The 16,505-nt window shown below is 71.1% G+C and carries 16 protein-coding genes; 7 read left to right on the top strand and 9 right to left on the bottom strand.

What is annotated here, in order from left to right:
- Nucleotides 1–132: 132 nt before the first annotated feature.
- A complete protein-coding gene (locus tag ACW14X_RS11480; protein ID WP_457165681.1) occupies nt 133–1,344 on the top strand; it encodes a class I SAM-dependent methyltransferase in 1,212 nt (403 codons plus the stop codon).
- A gap of 10 nt (nt 1,345–1,354) precedes the next feature.
- A complete protein-coding gene (locus ACW14X_RS11475) occupies nt 1,355–2,317 on the top strand; it encodes a hypothetical protein (protein WP_457165680.1) in 963 nt (320 codons plus the stop codon).
- Nucleotides 2,318–2,355: 38 nt separating this feature from the next.
- Here the strand turns inward: ACW14X_RS11475 and serC are convergent, their stop codons facing one another.
- Nucleotides 2,356–3,471 carry a phosphoserine transaminase gene (gene serC / locus ACW14X_RS11470; protein ID WP_160025561.1) on the bottom strand — a complete coding sequence of 372 codons (1,116 nt, stop codon included), beginning with the start codon at nt 3,469–3,471 and terminating at the stop codon, nt 2,356–2,358.
- A 43-nt stretch (nt 3,472–3,514) separates the two neighbouring features.
- Here serC and ACW14X_RS11465 point away from each other — a divergent pair, with 43 nt between their 5' ends.
- A complete protein-coding gene (locus ACW14X_RS11465; protein WP_160025560.1) occupies nt 3,515–3,994 on the top strand; it encodes a GNAT family N-acetyltransferase in 480 nt (159 codons plus the stop codon).
- 68 nt (nt 3,995–4,062) lie between these two features.
- Here the strand turns inward: ACW14X_RS11465 and ACW14X_RS11460 are convergent, their stop codons facing one another.
- Nucleotides 4,063–5,166, bottom strand: a complete 1,104-nt coding sequence (locus ACW14X_RS11460) for a citrate synthase 2 (protein WP_457165679.1) — start codon at nt 5,164–5,166, stop codon at nt 4,063–4,065.
- Between the two features lie 104 nt (nt 5,167–5,270).
- Here ACW14X_RS11460 and ACW14X_RS11455 point away from each other — a divergent pair, with 104 nt between their 5' ends.
- The 4 genes from ACW14X_RS11455 to ACW14X_RS11440 all read left to right on the top strand — a co-directional run bounded on the left by ACW14X_RS11455 (nt 5,271) and on the right by ACW14X_RS11440 (nt 8,829).
- Nucleotides 5,271–5,774, top strand: coding sequence for a hypothetical protein (locus ACW14X_RS11455; protein ID WP_457165678.1), 504 nt, complete (start codon nt 5,271–5,273; stop codon nt 5,772–5,774).
- A 44-nt stretch (nt 5,775–5,818) separates the two neighbouring features.
- Complete coding sequence (pdxH, locus tag ACW14X_RS11450) at nt 5,819–6,466, top strand: pyridoxamine 5'-phosphate oxidase (RefSeq protein WP_350836583.1); 648 nt, start codon at nt 5,819–5,821, stop codon at nt 6,464–6,466.
- The gene (locus tag ACW14X_RS11445; RefSeq protein WP_457165677.1) at nt 6,463–8,466 is read left to right on the top strand and encodes a beta-galactosidase; all 2,004 of its coding nucleotides are present in this window, start codon (nt 6,463–6,465) and stop codon (nt 8,464–8,466) included. The genes pdxH and ACW14X_RS11445 overlap by 4 nt, the downstream gene beginning before the upstream one ends.
- A 75-nt stretch (nt 8,467–8,541) precedes the next feature.
- On the top strand, nt 8,542–8,829 hold the full coding sequence (locus tag ACW14X_RS11440) for a hypothetical protein (RefSeq protein WP_457165676.1): 288 nt from the start codon (nt 8,542–8,544) through the stop codon (nt 8,827–8,829).
- Here the strand turns inward: ACW14X_RS11440 and ACW14X_RS11435 are convergent.
- From ACW14X_RS11435 to pnuC, 7 genes are read right to left on the bottom strand one after another with little or no spacing between them, the layout of a single operon-like run.
- Complete coding sequence (locus tag ACW14X_RS11435; protein WP_457165675.1) at nt 8,783–10,156, bottom strand: hypothetical protein; 1,374 nt, start codon at nt 10,154–10,156, stop codon at nt 8,783–8,785. The two genes, ACW14X_RS11440 and ACW14X_RS11435, sit on opposite strands and share 47 nt — an antisense overlap.
- Before the next feature lie 2 nt (nt 10,157–10,158).
- Complete coding sequence (locus tag ACW14X_RS11430) at nt 10,159–10,785, bottom strand: hypothetical protein (RefSeq protein ID WP_457165674.1); 627 nt, start codon at nt 10,783–10,785, stop codon at nt 10,159–10,161.
- The gene (locus tag ACW14X_RS11425; protein ID WP_457165673.1) at nt 10,778–12,628 is read right to left on the bottom strand and encodes a hypothetical protein; all 1,851 of its coding nucleotides are present in this window, start codon (nt 12,626–12,628) and stop codon (nt 10,778–10,780) included. Before ACW14X_RS11425 ends, ACW14X_RS11430 begins: the two co-directional genes overlap by 8 nt.
- On the bottom strand, nt 12,625–13,290 hold the full coding sequence (locus ACW14X_RS11420) for a hypothetical protein (protein ID WP_457165672.1): 666 nt from the start codon (nt 13,288–13,290) through the stop codon (nt 12,625–12,627). Before ACW14X_RS11420 ends, ACW14X_RS11425 begins: the two co-directional genes overlap by 4 nt.
- Entirely contained in the window at nt 13,287–14,852 is a 1,566-nt protein-coding gene (locus ACW14X_RS11415) for a hypothetical protein (protein WP_457165671.1), read from the bottom strand. The genes ACW14X_RS11420 and ACW14X_RS11415 overlap by 4 nt, the downstream gene beginning before the upstream one ends.
- The gene (locus ACW14X_RS11410; protein WP_457165670.1) at nt 14,849–15,883 is read right to left on the bottom strand and encodes an AAA family ATPase; all 1,035 of its coding nucleotides are present in this window, start codon (nt 15,881–15,883) and stop codon (nt 14,849–14,851) included. The genes ACW14X_RS11415 and ACW14X_RS11410 overlap by 4 nt, the downstream gene beginning before the upstream one ends.
- A complete protein-coding gene (gene pnuC / locus ACW14X_RS11405; protein ID WP_457165669.1) occupies nt 15,876–16,499 on the bottom strand; it encodes a nicotinamide riboside transporter PnuC in 624 nt (207 codons plus the stop codon). Before pnuC ends, ACW14X_RS11410 begins: the two co-directional genes overlap by 8 nt.
- Nucleotides 16,500–16,505 lie beyond the last annotated feature (6 nt).

Below are 16,505 nucleotides of genomic sequence, written 5' to 3'. Positions count from 1 at the left end.
CGGCTGCGGCGATGGGTGTTGGCACCCGGGCCGCGCCTAGACTGAAGCGGTGAACCCGCGTTACCGCCGAATGATCATTCCCGGCGCGCTGGTCGCCCTTCTGCTGGTAGTCGTCATTGCTGGGGTGCTGAGTTGAGCAGGGAGTCCGAACCGCTGCTGCGGGCGCTGAATCGGATGCGGTCGGTGATCCTCGATCCCGACCAGCTGGTCAAGGCGGTCGCGTCCGGCAAACAGCGTGGCAGCGCACCGAAGTGGCGTCGCGCCGAGATCCGCTACGTCGACCTGAAGGCCGGACGACACCTGCAGATCACGACGTACGACGCGACCCAGGCGTTCACCGCGAACCACCCGGTGGGCGACCCGACCGCGCTGGACGATCTGCTCGACGTACCGTTCGCCAACTGGGTCGTGACGACCGCGACCGAGCAGACCCAGATCCAGGCGAAGTCGCCGACGACGGCACTCGTCTCGACCACGGAGCTGACCGCTCCGGTCGAGGCTGAACGCGGCCATGACCAGGCAAAAGAGCGGCTGCTGCCGGAGTCAGACCCGGTCTTCCGGGTGCTCGGGCTCTCGGACAAGGACGGCAAGCTGAAGCCGTCGCGCCAGGCGAAGTACCGCCAGGTCGAGGAGTTCCTGCGCCAGCTCGACGCCGCCCTGACCGACGCGATGAAGTCCGGCAAGGTCCGCACGCCCACCGCCGAGGAGCCGCTGCGGATCATCGACCTGGGCGCCGGCAACGGCTACCTGACCTTCGCGGCCCAGCGCTACCTCACCGAGGTCCGCGAGCTGCCCGTCGTCGTCACCGGCGTAGACGTCAAGGAGCAGTCCCGGGAGCACAACTCGAAGATCGCGGCCGAGCTCGGGGTGCATGCCGAGTTCGTGGCCGGGACGATCGAGGGCGTACAGCTCGACGAGAAGCCCGACGTGGTGCTCGCTCTGCACGCCTGCGACACCGCCACCGACGACGCCCTCGCCCGGGCGATCGAGTGGGAGACGCCGCTGGTGCTGGCGGCGCCGTGCTGCCACCACGACATCGCCGCCCAGCTGCGCAAGGCCCCGACTCCGGCGCCCTACTCCATGCTCACCCGCCACGGCATCCTCCGCGAGCGCTTCGCCGACACGCTGACCGACGCCCTGCGCGCGAGCCTGCTGCGCCTGTCCGGCTACCGCGCCGAGGTCGTGCAGTTCGTGGAGAGCCAGCACACCCCGCGCAACACCATGCTCCGCGCGATCCGCACCGGCTCGCCGGTCAAGGGCGGTTCGGTGAAGAAGGAGTACGACGAGCTCGTGGCCGAGTGGGGCGTACGTCCGAAGCTCGGCGAGCTGCTCGCGGAGCGATGAGATCCGGGCGATGAAGGCGGTCGTCGCCGCGGGCGCGCTCGGGCTGGTGCTGATCTCGGCCGTGCCCGCGAGCGCCGCGGGCGACGACGTGCTCTTCGCCTTCTCCGACCCGACGATCAGCGAGGCCAGCGCGCTGACGCCGCTCGGCAAGGGTCTGTACGCCACCACCAACGACTCCGGGGACAGCGGGCGCGTCTTCACCGTCGACTCGAGCGGTGACACGGTCGGGGTGACCCACTGGGCGGCCGACCCGGTCGACGTCGAAGGTCTCGCTCCTGCCGGCGGCAACCACGTCTGGGTCGGCGACATCGGCGACAACAACAGCGTCTGGGACTCGATCCGGATCGCGAAGGTACGCGTCGGGCGGGGCGAGCGCATGGTCACGCCCACCGTCTACGAGCTCGTCTATCCCGACGGGCCGCACAACGCCGAGTCCCTGCTCGCCCACCCCGACGGCCGGGTCTTCGTCGCCACGAAGGACTGGGGAGGCGGACGGCTCTACGCCGTGCCGAGGCGCCTCGACCCCGACGGTCCCAACCGGTTGAAGGAGGTCGCCCCGGTCATCCCGATGGCCACCGACGGCGCCTTCTTCCCCGACGGCAGGCACCTGGTCGTCCGCGGCTACTACTCCGCCACGATCTACGCCTGGCCCTCGATGGACCGGGTGGGCTCCTTCCGGACCCCTGACCAGGAGCAGGGCGAGGCCATCGGCGTGACCTCGAAGGGCGAGGTGGTCGTGACCAGCGAGGGCATCCGCGCCGAGGTGCTCAGGGTCGATCCCGAGCTGGTCGGTGAGGTGCTCGGCGACGAGCCGTCCCCGAGCGCCGATCCGACCGCCGACCCGACCCCGGACGAGGCTGAGCCGGAGAACAAGGGCGACGGTGGCGACGAGGATGACGGCGGTTCCGCCGGGCCGATCGCCCTGGTGGCGCTCGCTGTCGCTGCGTACTTCATCTTCCGCAAGCGCACCTGACGCCGAGTCGGCTCGTCATGACGAGCCGACTCGACGGATCAGAGGCGCTCGACGACCCAGTCGATGCAGGCGGTGAGGGCCTCGATGTCGGCGGCGTCGACGGAGGGGTACATCGCGATCCGGAGCTGGTTGCTGCCGACGCCGCGGTAGGCGTCGAGGTCGACGACGCCGTTCTCGGCGAGGACGCGGCGCAGCTCGTCCTTGTCGATGCCGGCGTCGAGCTCGACGGTGCCGACGACGAGGGAGCGGTGGGTGGGGTCCTCGACGAACGGGCGGACGTACGGGGCCTTCTCGGCCCACGCGTAGAGCGCGTCGGAGGAGGCGGTGGTGCGGGCGACCATCGCGTCCAGCCCGCCGGACGAGTTCATCCAGTCGAGCTGCTCGGCCATCAGGAAGAGCGTCGCGACCGCGGGGGTGTTGACGGTCTGTGCGCTGCGGGACTGCTTGATCGCCTCGGTCAGCGAGAAGAACGACGGGATGTGGCGGCCGCTCGCCGCGATCTCCTCGGCCCGCGCGATCGCGGCGGGGGAGAGCAGGGCCAGCCACAGGCCGCCGTCGGAGGCGAACGACTTCTGCGGCGCGAAGTAGTAGACGTCGCTCTGGGTCACCTCGAGCGGCAGCCCGCCGGCGGCCGAGGTCGCGTCGACGACGGTGAGCTGGTCCGCGCCCGCGCCGGCCGGACGTACGACCGGAGCCATCACGCCCGTCGAGGTCTCGTTGTGTGTCCAGGCGTAGACATCGACGTCGTACTCGTATGCCGGCGCGGCCAGCGACCCCGGCTCGGCCGAGATCACCGACGGGTCGGCCAGCCACGGCGCCGCCTTGGCCGCGGAGAGGAACTTCTTGCCGAACGCCCCGAAGACGGCGTGCTGGCTGCGCTCGCGCACCAGGGCGTACGTCACCAGGTCGAAGAACGCCACCGAGCCACCGTTGCCGATGACGACCTCGTAGCCCTCCGGCAGGGAGAACAGATCGGCCAGCCCGGTCTGCACGCGGCGGACGAGATCCTTCACCGGCTGCTGCCGGTGAGAGGTCCCCATCACCGACACTCCGGTCGCGGCGAGCGCCTCCAGGCGGCCGGCCGGCACCTTGGACGGCCCGGACCCGAAACGTCCGTCGGCGGGCAGGAGGTCGGCGGGGATCTGCAGCGTCATAAACCCATTCTCGCAAGTCGCGGGCATCGGCCAGAATACCGACGTGTCTGTTGAGATTCGCCGGGTCGCGTACGACCACCCTGATGCTCAGAAGCTGGTCGACCGGGTCCAGGAGTTCTACGTCGAACGCTACGGCGAACCCGACCACGACCCGACCGTGCCGGAGATGTTCGAGCCGCCCGCGGGCGCGTACTTCCTGGGCTACCTCGACGACGTCCCGGTCGCCTCCGGCGCCTGGCGACGCTCCGGCGAGCCCGCCCTCGGGACCGTGGTGACCGCCGAGATCAAGCGGATGTACGTCGTGCCCGAGGCCCAGGGCCAGGGGCTCGCCAAGCGGATGCTCGCCCACGTCGAGGGATCAGCCCGCGGCGCCGGCTTCGAGGCCATGGTCCTCACCACCGGCGGCCTCCAGCACGAGGCCATCGGTCTCTACGCTGCCAACGGCTATGTCGACGTCGAGCCCTTCGGCTTCTACAAGGACGACGACCTCGTGGTCTGCATGGCCAAGCGCCTCGACGGCTGACCCGCTACCGACCCCACAACGCAGGAACCGACCGGCTGAAGCCGGTCGGTTCCTCGAGTATCAGGCGTCTACTTCGCCCAGTCGGCGTTCCAGCCCTCGACCGCGTCGGCGGGGCGGGGGGCAGGACCGGTGTAGATGGCGCTCGGGCGGATCAGGCGCCCGGTCTTCTTCTGCTCCAGGATGTGGGCGGACCAGCCACCGGTGCGGGCGCAGGTGAACATCGAGGTGAACATGTTGGCCGGGATCTGGGCGAAGTCGAGGACGATGGCGGCCCAGAACTCGACGTTGGTCTCCAGGACGCGGTCGGGGCGCCGGGCGCGGAGCTCCTCGAGCGCTGCCTTCTCCAGGGCCTCGGCGACCTCGTAGCGGGGCGCGTTGAGCTCGCGGGCGGTGCGGCGCAGGACGCGCGCACGCGGGTCCTCGGCGCGGTAGACACGGTGGCCGAAGCCCATCAGCCGCTCGCCGGAGTCGAGCAGGCCCTTCACATAGCCGGAGGCGTCGCCCGACTTCTCGACGTCCTCGATCATGCCGAGCACGCGTGAGGGCGCGCCACCGTGCAGGGGCCCGCTCATCGCGCCGATCGCGCCGGAGAAGGCCGCGGCCACGTCGGCGCCGGTGGAGGTGATCACCCGGGCGGTGAAGGTGGAGGCGTTCATGCCGTGCTCGGCGGCCGAGGACCAGTAGGCGTCGATCGCGTGGGCGTGGGCGGGGTCGGCCTCGCCACGCCAGCGGATCAGGAAGCGCTCGGCCAGGGTCTTGCCCTTGTCGACCTCGCGCTGCGGCACGATCGGCAGGTGGATGTCGCGGGCCGACTGGCCGGCGTACGAAAGGACCATCACGGCCACGCGGGCGAGGTCCTCACGGGCCTGCTCGTCGGAGATGTCGTAGGTCTGGCCGAACCCGAAGGCGGGCGCGAGCATGGGGATGGCGGCCTGGACGTCGACGCGTACGTCACCGGTGTGCACCGGCAGGTTGTAGGCCTCTGCGGGCGGCAGGCCGGGGCCGTATGAGCCGTCGATCAGCAGGCCCCAGACGTTCTCGAACGGCACCCGCCCGACGATGTCCTCGATGTCGACCCCGCGGTAGCGGAGGGCCGAACCCTCTTTGTCGGGCTCCGCGATCTGAGTCTCGAAGGCCACGACGCCCTCGAGACCGTGCTGTACCTGGCTCACTGCCTTCTCCGTTCCTCTGCTGTCACGGGCATTGTGCCGCATCCTGGCTTCGACCCGGGCGTGGGGAGCGGCCATGGTAGGGAGCGCGCCGCTACTGTCGCCCCATGGACCTCGGGAAGCTCGTCGGTGGCCTCAACGCCAAGGACATCGACAAGGTGATCACACTGATCACCGAGAACAAGGACGTGCTGGCGTCGATCGAGCGGCTGCCCAAGCTGTTCGACACCTTCGGTGAGGGCCTCGCGGAGGCCGGCGGACGCGCCCGCGAGGCCGGCTCCGTGCTGGTCGGGGACGGCGCCGGCGGCGTCAAGGGGACGCTGGGCGACGTCGCCACCTCGCTGGGTGGGATCTCGGCGGCGATCTCCAAGGGCGTCGACCGGCTCGCCGATGTCGCCGAGGGCCTCGGCCGTGTGCCGATGGCAGACGGTCCGGCCAAGTCGATCGCGAGCGCGGCGAAGGAGATCGGCGGCGCCGGCTCGGCGCTCGACGACCTCTCCGGCTCGCTGGAGACGATCGCGGAGCTTCTGGCGAAGGTCGGCTCGGCGCTGGAGCAGCTGGGTGACAAGCTCGACGAGTCGGGCACCCAGGTCAAAGCCTTCATGGGCTGAGTCCGCATGGGCTGAGTCCGTGCGTAGGGTCGTAGGTTGAGACCATGGATCTCTCAGCCGAACTGGCCGCAGCGCGCGAGTCGTACACCCGCAGTGGTCTGACCGAGGGTGACCTCGCGGACGACCCGTTCGAGCAGTTCGAGAGGTGGTACGCCGAGGCGCGGGACGCGGGCATCGTCGAGCCCAACGCGATGGTGGTCTCGACCGTCTCACCGGACGGCGCGCCCTCGTCGCGCACCGTGCTGCTGAAGGGCTTCTCGACCGAGGGCTTCACGTTCTTCACCAACACCGCCTCCCGCAAGGGCTCCGACCTCGCGCACAACCCGCGCTGCGCGGTGCTCTTCCCGTGGCATCCGCTGGAGAGGCAGGTACGCATCGACGGGCTCGCCCGCGAGCTTTCCCGAGAGGACGTCGAGGCCTACTTCTCCCAGCGCCCGCGCGGCTCGCAGCTCGGTGCGCACGCCTCCCACCAGAGCCGGGTCGTGGCCGGGCGCGAGGAGCTGGAGGCGGCGTACGAGCGGATCGAGGCGCAGTTCGACGGCCAGCCGGTTCCGGTGCCGGAGGAGTGGGGCGGCTACCGGGTCGAACCGGAGGCGGTGGAGTTCTGGCAGGGGCGCCCCGGGCGGATGCACGACCGGCTCGTCTACCGGCGTGAGGGCGAGAAGTGGCGCACCGAGCGACTGGCGCCATGAGCGGGATGGAGCAGGTCACCCGCGCCCTGGGTGGGCGGATCGCCTACGGCGCCGACTACAACCCGGAGCAGTGGCCGGAGGAGGTCTGGGACGAGGACGTACGCCTCATGCGGGAGGCAGGGGTCAACCTGGTCAGCGTGGGGATCTTCTCCTGGGCGCTGCTGGAACCGGAGCCGGGCAGCTATGACTTCGGCTGGCTCGACCGGGTGCTCGACAAGCTGCACGCCGGCGGGATCGCCGTGGACCTGGCGACCGCGACCGCGAGCCCGCCGCCGTGGTTCCTCGAGCGTCATCCGGAGGCGACGCTCGTCGACCAGATCGGCAACCCGCGCGCGTTCGGGGCGCGCCAGGCGTACTGTCCCTCGTCGACCGCCTACCGCGAGGCCGCCACGACGCTGATCACCGAGCTGGTCAAGCGGTACGACGATCACCCGGCGGTGGTGATGTGGCATGTCAACAACGAGTACGGCTGCCACAACGACCACTGCTTCTGCGACGCCAGCGCGGTGGCTTTCCGGCGCTGGCTGCAGCGTCGCTACGGCGCCGTGGATGAGCTCAACGAGGCCTGGGCGACCGCCTTCTGGAGCCAGCGCTACACCAGCTGGGAGCAGATCGGGCCGCCGCGGCAGGTCTCGTACGGCAACTTCGCCAACCCCGGTCAGCAGCTGGACTGGTGGCGGTTCTGCTCCGACGAGATCCGCGACATCTACCGGGTAGAGGCGGCGGCGGTGCGGGCGCACTCCGACAAGCCCTTGACCACCAACTTCATGGGCTTCCGCAAATCGCTCGACTACCGGAGCTGGGTCGACGTCGGGGACCTCGTCTCCAACGACCACTACCTCGACGCCGCCGACGAGGACCGCACCCCGCAGCTCGCCATGACCGCCGACCTGACCCGCTCCCTGGCCCATGGCGCACCGTGGCTGCTGATGGAGCACTCCACCTCCGCGGTCAACTGGCAGCCGCGCAACATCGCCAAGACCGCCGGCGAGATGCGCCGCAACTCCTTCCAGCACATCGCCCGCGGTGCGGACGGCGCCCTGTTCTTCCAGTGGCGTGCATCGCGCGGTGGCGCGGAGAAGTTCCACTCCGCGATGGTTCCGCACGCCGGCACCGAGAGCCGGCTCTGGCGAGATGTCGTACGCCTCGGTGCGGATCTCTCCGCGATCGCGGAGGTCGCCGGCACCCGCGTGGAGCAGGCCAGCGTCGCGATCGTCTTCGACTGGGACTCGTGGTGGGCGGCGACCTTCGACTCGCACCCGTCGGTCGACGTCGACCCGATGGCGACGACCCGGGCCTGGCACAAGGCCTGCTGGGCCCGCAACCTCGGCGTCGACGTCGTGGGTGCGACCGACCCGCTCGAGGACTACGACGTCGTGGTCCTGCCCGTCCAGTACCTGCTCGCCGACGAGACCGTCGACCGGCTCACCGCCTTCGTCGAGGCCGGCGGCACCCTGGTCGCCACCTACTTCACCGGGATCGTCGACGAGCACGACCACATCCGGCTGGGCGGCTACCCGGGCGCGCTGTCCGATCTCCTCGGCGTGCGGATCGAGGAGTTCTGCCCGCTTCCCGAGGGCGACGAGATCCCGCTGACCGCCTACGGATCCGGCGCGATCTGGAGCGAGCGCGGCCGCGCCGTCGGGGCCGACGTCGTCGCTGCGTACGCCACCGGCGACTGCGCCGGCGATCCGGCCGTCACGCGCCGACGCGTCGGCAAGGGCACCGCCTGGTACGTCGGCACCGAGCTCACCCCCGACGCCCTCGACACCTTGGCCACCCAGATCTTCACCACGACCAAGCCGGTCGTCGGAGGTCTCCCCGAGGGCGTCGAGGCGATCCGGCGGGTGGGCGAGCAGGGGACGTACCTCTTCGTCATCAACCACACCCACGAGCCGGTCATCGTCCCCGTCCGCGGCGCCGACCTGCTCTCCGGCAACGAGGGCGGCCCGCACCTGGTCCGCGCGGGTCAGGTCGCGGTCATCAGGGAGGATCGCTGAGAGCGTCGAAGATTACTCTCGCTCGCGATACAATCACGGGAGAAACTATTCTCCGCGCGTGAGGAATCGCCGGAGGTGCGGGCCGTCGGCGGGTGGTGGCCACGCAGCAACAATCCCGAGATCGACCTCGTCGGTGCCGACACGCGCCCTGCCAATCAGATCGCGTTCGTCGGCACGGTGAAGTGGCGTACGGACAAACCGCTGAGCGAGCGTGACCGGCACCAGTTGGCGCGGGACTCGACCGCTGTCCCGGGCGCTGATCCACGCACCGACATGGTCGGAGTCTGCCCGGCCGGCGCCGAGCCGGAGGCGGCTTTCACGAAGGTCTGGACTGCCGACGACCTTCTGGATGCGTGGCGCTAGATCTGTAGCGGCGGGGCTTGCCCTCGCCCAGGTCGGCGAGAGTCGCGACGCGACGGACGGTGACGTCCAGGCCGAGCATGGCGCCGAGGCGTGCCGCCGCCACGGACGCGTCGCCGCCGGCGATGGTCGCGACGACGGTGCCGTCGGCGGCCTGCTCGACTGACCAGCCGCGCGCGCCCGCGTCCTGGAGATGCTGGGTGAGGTCGACGCAGGGGACCAGGGCACCGGCCGGGGTGACGAAGACGGTGGCCTCGCGCCCCTCGAGGGCATCGATCGCGAGCCTGCCGTCGACGCGAATCAGGCGGCCGGTGTCGCCGGTGCGGTAGCGGACCAGAGGCAGAAAGCCGTTCTCACCTGCGGTGACGACGACCTCGCCGATCACGCCTTCGGGGAGTGCGGAGCCGTCGGGACCGATGATCTCGACGTGCACCCGGCGGTCGGCGACGACGAACGGGCCGCCGTCGGTGCTGACCGCCACCGGCCGGGTCTCGTGCAGGCCGTAGACGTCGATCACCGGGCACTCGAAGGCCAGCTCCAGATCGGCGCGCAGCGTCGCGCTCAACGCCATCGCGGAGGAGATGATCGCGATCGGGCGTACGACGTCGCGGAGGTCGAGGAGATGCTCCAGCGACGTGGGGTGGCCGGAGATCACCTGCGGGTCGGCGTCGCGGAGGAACGCCCGCTGGCTCTGGAGAGGCCACTCGCCCGGGTGCAGGTTCACCCGCGCGACGAGGCTCTCGCCGAAGCCGGGTGCGACCGAGACGTACGTGAACGCCTGCCGCTGCCACACGACCTGCACCACGGCGAAACGAGCCGGATCCGGCGCCCAGCCGCCGGTCAGGCCGGCGACCAGGTCGCGCAGCCAGTGGAAGCCACGGGCCAGCTCGTCGGGGTCGTCCGGCATGACCAGGGCCGAGCCGGTGCTCCCCGAGGAGGTGCCGTGCAGCATCCGCCCGTAGTCGGCGTCCAGCGGCACGAACCCACCGATGTCGTCGACCAGGTTCTGCCGGCTGATCAGCGGAAACTCACCGAGGGTGTCGAGCGGCCCCTGATGTCGACGGTACGCAGGCAGTGACCGCGCCACCGCCAGGTGCTGCTCCAGCCAGCCCTCGAGCGGGAGCTGCGACCGGGCCGCCTCCTGCTCGGCCGGAGTGAGCCGGTGGCCGACCCGGTGTCGCCAGACCGGTGCGGCGGGATGGTCGTACGCCGCGGCCAGGCGAGCCTCCCCGGCAGCCGAGAGCCCCGGCCAGCGTTCGGCGTCGGTGAGGGCGGCCGATGCCATCGGGGTGTATTCGGCCAGGTCAAGCGGGTCCTGTGTCTCGCTCACGGTCACTCCGGGCTGTAGCGGCTGGCGGCCTCACGTGCGCGCGCGTCCTCCAGGCGCCGCCGGATCTCGGAGCGGTGCTCGCGGTCGCGCCGGGCCCGTTCGAGCGCCTCGGCGCGGGCGGCGGAGTCGAGGCGCGACAACAGGGCGCGGGCGTTGCGCTCGTCCTCGCGGGCCGGCAGCTGCCCGTTCCACAGCAGGAAGGTCCGCGCCGCCTCCTCGCGGCGCTCGGACTCCTCGACCCAGCGTTGCGGTTCGACGACCGCGGCCAGGCGCAGTGAGAGCGTCACCAGCGCCCGGTCGAACCGGTCCTCGCGCAGCGCGGCCGAGAACGGTCCCGCCAGCTCCTGCGAGGCGACCAGCCACAGGACGACCCCGGCTCCCTGGCGCGCGACCGGCTTCCCGGTCGCGGCCACCCTCCGGGCAGCCGCGATGAACGGCCCGCCGGAGGTGTCGAGCACGTCCCCGGCCAGCGCCACGATGTCGACGGCGTCGTCGAGGAACCACGACGGCGTGGTCGAGATCCGGGCCATCACCTCGTCGACCGACGGGCCCGGCGTCAACCCGTCCCAGGCGGCGTCGAGATCGAGCTCCTCGTCGAGCCAGGTCTCGAACAGGTCCTCATCAGCCACGGGCTGCTCCTTCCGGGGTGTAGGCGGCGATCCGCGCGGCGAGCGCCGCGCACGCCTCGGGCGCCTGCATCACGTCCGGGATCTCGGCGACGTCGTAGCCGAGCCGCTCGGCCTGCTCGCGGGCCTGCCCGCGCCAGTGTCCGATGATCATCAGTGACCCGGTGTCGATCACGCGCCGCACGGCGGGGGCCACGTCGGCGTACTCCTCCTGGCCGCGGCCCAGGAACGTGTCCAGCCCGGCGTCGGAGAGCACCACGAGGTGGCGCTGCCCGTCCTCGGGTTGACGAGACTCGGGATAGCGCGCACGCAACAGGTCCAGGGGAAACGTCGTGCCGCCGCCGAAGTAGGTGGTCAGCTGTCGCATGATCTCGACCCGGTCGCGGGTGTAGGTGCTGTCGCCGGCGACCTGGCCGGCCGAGCTCCACGAGGTGACCCGCACCCGCCCGCCGCCGCGCAGCACCGAGAGCGACAGGATCGTCCCGGCGACGATCGCGGCCGAACCGCGCTGCGGGTTCGTCATCGATCCCGAGGAGTCGAGGTAGAGGTCGAGCAGAACCGGCTCGTACGCCGGCTCGGGCTCGTCCGCGATGAACGTACGCCGCCGGGTGGTCACTCCCGGCACGAACACCGCACCTGTGGTCAGCGTCGCCGGCCAGTCCAGCTCGGCCAGGTCGTCGCCGAGCTCCCACTCCTCCACGGGCCCGGGGATCGCGGGGCCGGCGGGAGCGAGCCCGCGCTGCACCAGGGGCGCGACGTGCGGGCGGGCCTCGGCCTCGTACCAGGCGGCCATCACCGCGTTGGGGTCGGCGCCGGCCATCAGCTCGAGCGTTCTGGCCAGCCCGAGCGCCTGCCCGCTGCCGTCGGAAGCGGCCGCGGCGGCGTCGCCGTCCGCGAGGACGACCTCGGTGTCGTCGGGATGCACCAACGGCGTCTGCAGCCGTGGGTCACCGATCGCGCCGGCGAGCTCGGCCGCGCTGGGGGCGCCCGGCGACTCCTCGTGGCACCCGCTGCTCGTGAAGCCCAGCAGCAGGTAGGGCGCCATCACCATCGCCCAGGGCACCGCGCCGCTGACCGGGTCGGTGGCGAGCGTACGCACCACATCGGCCACCGTCGTCGCGTCATGAGCCGGGTCGAGGCCCGCGCGCGGGTCGTACTCGAGCTCGGCGACCTCCCGTTTGGCCTGATAGGCCTCGTGCCGCTGCTTCGACTTCGAGCCGTGCAGGCGGCGCCGGGCACTGCGGAGCTGTTGCTCGTAGTCCGTCTTCCACCGCGTCGGCGGCTCGGGCCAGGCGAGGGAGCCTTCGGGAAGCCGCCAGAGAAGCTCGTACGCCCGCTGCACCACCCACCACAGCTCGTTGTCCTCCGCGCCGCGCAGACCCTTGGTCAGGGTAGGCGCCGCGAGGGCCTGGGTGAGCTGCACCATGTCGGGGGTCTCGTCCGGGGCGAGCCGGGCGCGCTGCAGCTGCATCACCCGGTCGTTGATCAACATGTCGGACCACAGGTTGGCGCAGAAGCCGCTCGCGGCGACCAGGTCGAGGCGGTGCTGCCGGTCGTAGAGGTCGATCACCCGCGCCATCTGCTGGCGGATCTTCAGCGAGTCGACCCGGGTGCTCGGGGAGAGCACGTGATGGCCGATCTCGTGAGCGAAGACGCTGGTCAGATGCCCTTCTCCGCCGTGGCGGGCGAGCTCGCCGGGGTCGACGTTGACCTCCGGCGGAAACCCGAACCAGGCGAAGCTGCCCTGGTCGGAGCGGGTGTGCACGACCGGGTCATGGAGGTCCACACCCCACAGGTCGAGGGCCGCCTCCCAGGCCTCGCGCTCCGCCGCGGTCGGCGCTCTCACCCGGCCTCCCGCACGACCTCGAGCAGGTAGGACGTGGGCACACTGACCACCCGTACGCCGGCGGTGCCGGGGTCGCCGGTGTCCGCCGGGTCGTCGCCCGCCAGTGAGACCGAGTGACCGAACAGGTCGGCGTCGACCGCCCACAGCTCCTCGCCGACCTCCACCAGCCACCGTCCCTCGCCGGCCGCGATGACGTCGCCCGGGTGCGCCAGCCAGGGTCCGCCGAGCCCCGCGAAGCCCCCGATCCGGGCGATCAGATAGGCCCGGCCCAGCTGCTGCCAGGCTGGCCAGAAGAACCGGTCCGTACGCTGCCCGTCGACGAATCCGGCCACGTCGGCCCCCGGCATTCCCAGCGTCGCGCCGACCGCGTCGACCAGCCCGGCGTCGATGCAGGACGACGCCGCGCGGAGGGCGTCCTTGCGCAGCCCGATGACTCCCGCGCGCCAGGCGGCCACGGCGGCGAGATCCTGGATCGCCGTGGCCTCCGGCTGGGGCCCGGAGGAAAGCGCGGCTGCCAGCGACGTACGGAAGAGCCCGGTGTCGCCGCCCCAACGGGCGACGTTGGCTTCGGCGAGCTCCAGGTCGAGCCCGGTGACGGCAGGCAACCCGCCCGGTTGCCGAGCCACCGAGGCGTTCACGGAGTGCCCAGGTCGCCGGATCATGAACCCTCCAGCCAGTGGAGGTAGTTGGAGTAGCGCTGGTGGAGGTACTTCAGCGCGACCAGGTCGTCGTAGTCGCGGCCGTAGATCTTGCCGACCTTGGAGATCCGGCCGACCTCGGACTCGATCCGGGTCAGCCGCTGCGAGACGGTCAGCCGGTCGAGCCCGTCCAAGCCGCCGCCGAGCTCGGCGAGCAGATCCCCGACGGGATCGGAGGCCTCGAGACCGAGCGCGACGAACTGCTTCATCGCGGTGTCGAAGAGGTCGACGAGCCAGGAGGCCGGGTCGTGGGCGAGCTCCTTGTCGCCGGCCTCGAACCGCGGATGCTGCGGGTTGGGCAGCAGCTTCCCGCGGAGCACGAACGGCACCATGGCGCGCACGTCGTCGAGCCCGACGGACGAGGCGCCGCGGAACCACGCCGACGCCTTGGCGTACAGGATCAGCGTCTGCAGCGCCCGCACGGAGAGTCCGTTCAGGGTCTGCGCACCGAGGTCGACGACGAGGTCGGCGCCGGAGTTGGCGTCGATGACCGCGCTCACGTCCCCGCCGGCGGTCGCGACGACGTCCTTGGTGCGGTACTCGAACCGCCGCCCGCCGTGCTGCACGAACTCGAACTGCCCGGTGAAGTACTCCAGCTTCCGGCGTACGTCTGCGGGCAGCGGCACCGCCCGGATGGCGGCGAGCATCGTCGACTGCTCGTCGGAGGAGAAGACCAGGGAGGACGGCACGTGCTCCTCCGGCCGCTCACCGGCCTCGACCCGGGTGACCAGCTCGTCGAAGAAGCGGCCGTTGAAGCCGAACGCCTGCACGGTGACGTCGAGCCGGTCCTTGAGGGCCTGGATGACCTGGAAGGTGCCGCCGCCGGAATCGTCGTTGGCGGTGAAGAACCAGCTCTCGACACCCTCGTCGGGCGCGGTGCGGCGCAGCTGGTCGTGGCTCTCCACGTAGCCCTCAGCGACCATGGTGAGCAGCGCCGACTGGGTCTTGGTGGGGATGCGGTTGTACTCGTCGACGATCTTGACCTTCTGGGTCAGCCAGGACTTCCAGGCGATCGTGATCTCCGCCAGCGAACCCGCGGCGACGAGGTCGCGCGGCAGCGGCAACCCGACCAGGTCCGACACGGTCAGCTGCGGCTGCCCCTGCTGCAGGTGGCGGCGTACGTCCTCCGGGGTCGCCCCGGACAGCACCCCCATCAGCACCGCGAGCGTCGTCTTGCCACGGCCGGGCCCGCCGATCATCAGGCACTTCCCGCCGACCGCGAACGTGAGCAGCGGCAGCAGCACGTTGGAGGAGTAGGCCGGCTGGGTGGGCAGCGTGATCTCCGCGCCGGCATCGCCGAGCGGGAACCGGTTGGCCTTCGCGGCATCGAACTCGACGTCGTAGAACGGCGAGATCACCGCCTTGTTGACCAGCCAGAAATACGTACGCCGCAGCTTCTCGTCCAGCTCGACGGTCTCGTCGGGGGACCTGAAGAGGTCGGCGGCGGTGAGCCCGTCGCGTGGCCCGCCGTGCTGGACGTGCGGCACGGTCGGCGAGGCCGACGTCTTCTGCCAGCGATCACTCATCTACCCAGCTCCTCCAATGACGGGCCGATCCGGTTGCTTCGCCCGAGCAGCGGCTCGAGGAACTCGTTGGTCGCGGCGAGGCGTTCGGCCACGCTGCCGCGGACCTCGATCCAGGGCACCGGCTGCTCCGCCAGTACCTCGCGGAACCGGTCCTGCATCCGGTGCCGGAGGTGCTCGCCGTCGCGCAACCCATCCTGCACGAAGTCGATCTCGTCCCCGGTCAGGACATAGGCGACCGGCCGGTGCGCCGCCGCGCGCTCGACCAGGTGAGGTGGTGTCGGGCCGACGTAGCGCTCGTGCCACAGCGTCGTCGCCAGTGCGTCGGTGTCGCAGACCAGGACCGGCTTCGGCACCCGGCGCCGGGCGGCGTCCTCCCAGCCGATCTGCCGGTCCACGATCAGGTCGAACTCGTCGCTACGCCAGGGCGTGAACAGGCCGCCGGGACGGATCTCCGACCAGAGCCGGCCATATTCAGGGACGCAGTGGGTTCCCAGGTCAGCGGCCAGCCTCTCGGCCAGCGTGGTGGTCCCGGTCGACTCCGCGCCGAGCACCACGACCCGCTCGGTGAGCCAGGCGCGGACCGGAGCCGGCAGCTCGGCCCAGTGCTCGGTCAGGTCGGGGCGTACGGCAGTGCCGGAGACGGGATTGAACACCCGCCCGGCATCGACCTGGACCCACGTCGCATCCAGCCGCCGGGCGAGCTCCTCGCCGTAGGCGTCGGAGGAGAAGACCGCGTCGACCGGGCCGGGGAGCAGCGCGGCGATGACGACCATGTGCTCGTCCCAGGCGGCCGGGTCGTCGAAGTCGACCCGCGCCTCGTCCATCGCGGCGACCACGTGGGCGGTCGGGTGCTCCTCCCGCAGCCACTCCGCCCGCACCTCGAGCGGGATGGTCTCGACCTGCGAGCCGAGGAGCTCGACGGTGACCCGGTCGCATGCCCGCAGGGCCGCGCGGATGAGCGCCTGGTGGCCGGCGTGGAACGGGTAGAACTTCCCGAGGACCAGCCCGTGCGTGAAGCGCTTCTCAGACACCCGCGACCTCCGGCTCGCGGTCGGCGACCAGCACCCGGCGCCAGTCCCGCAGCGCGACCAGGACGATCACGCAGAAGCCGAGGTAGAGCACCGCGGTCGGCCACAGGCCCTTGTAGGCGTACAGACCGACGGAGACGACGTCGACGGCCAGCCAGACCAGCCAGCACTGCCACCAGCGGCGGTTGAGCATGATCTGCGCGATCACGCTGCCCGCGGTCACCGTGGCGTCGGGAAGCTCGGTCGTGGAGTCGGTGAAGGCGAACAGGACGTACGCGATCGCCGCCAGCGCCACCACGAACCCCAGTGCCAGGAGCAGCAGCGTGCGGGCCGAGGCGACCCCGACGAACGCCTCGTCACGGCGCAGCTGTGCCTCAGACTCCCGTCGCCGGGCCATTGCCCAGTCGATCCAGCCGGTCACCGAGAGCACCATGAACATGATCTGCAGCGCCGCGTCGGCGTAGAGCGCACTCTCGGCGAAGACGACCAGGTAGAGCGCGGTGTTCGCGATCCCGATCGGATACGTCCACATGCTCCGCCGTGCCGCCAGGATCACGCATGCCGCCCCGGTGACGACCCCCGCGATCTCGACCCAGTGCGCCACCAACCAACTCTGCATGGCCGA

The organism is Nocardioides sp. YJ-D4 (assembly GCF_054031495.1).
Note: the sequence above shows the minus strand (reverse complement) of the source record. Positions and strands in the feature narration are given on the sequence as shown.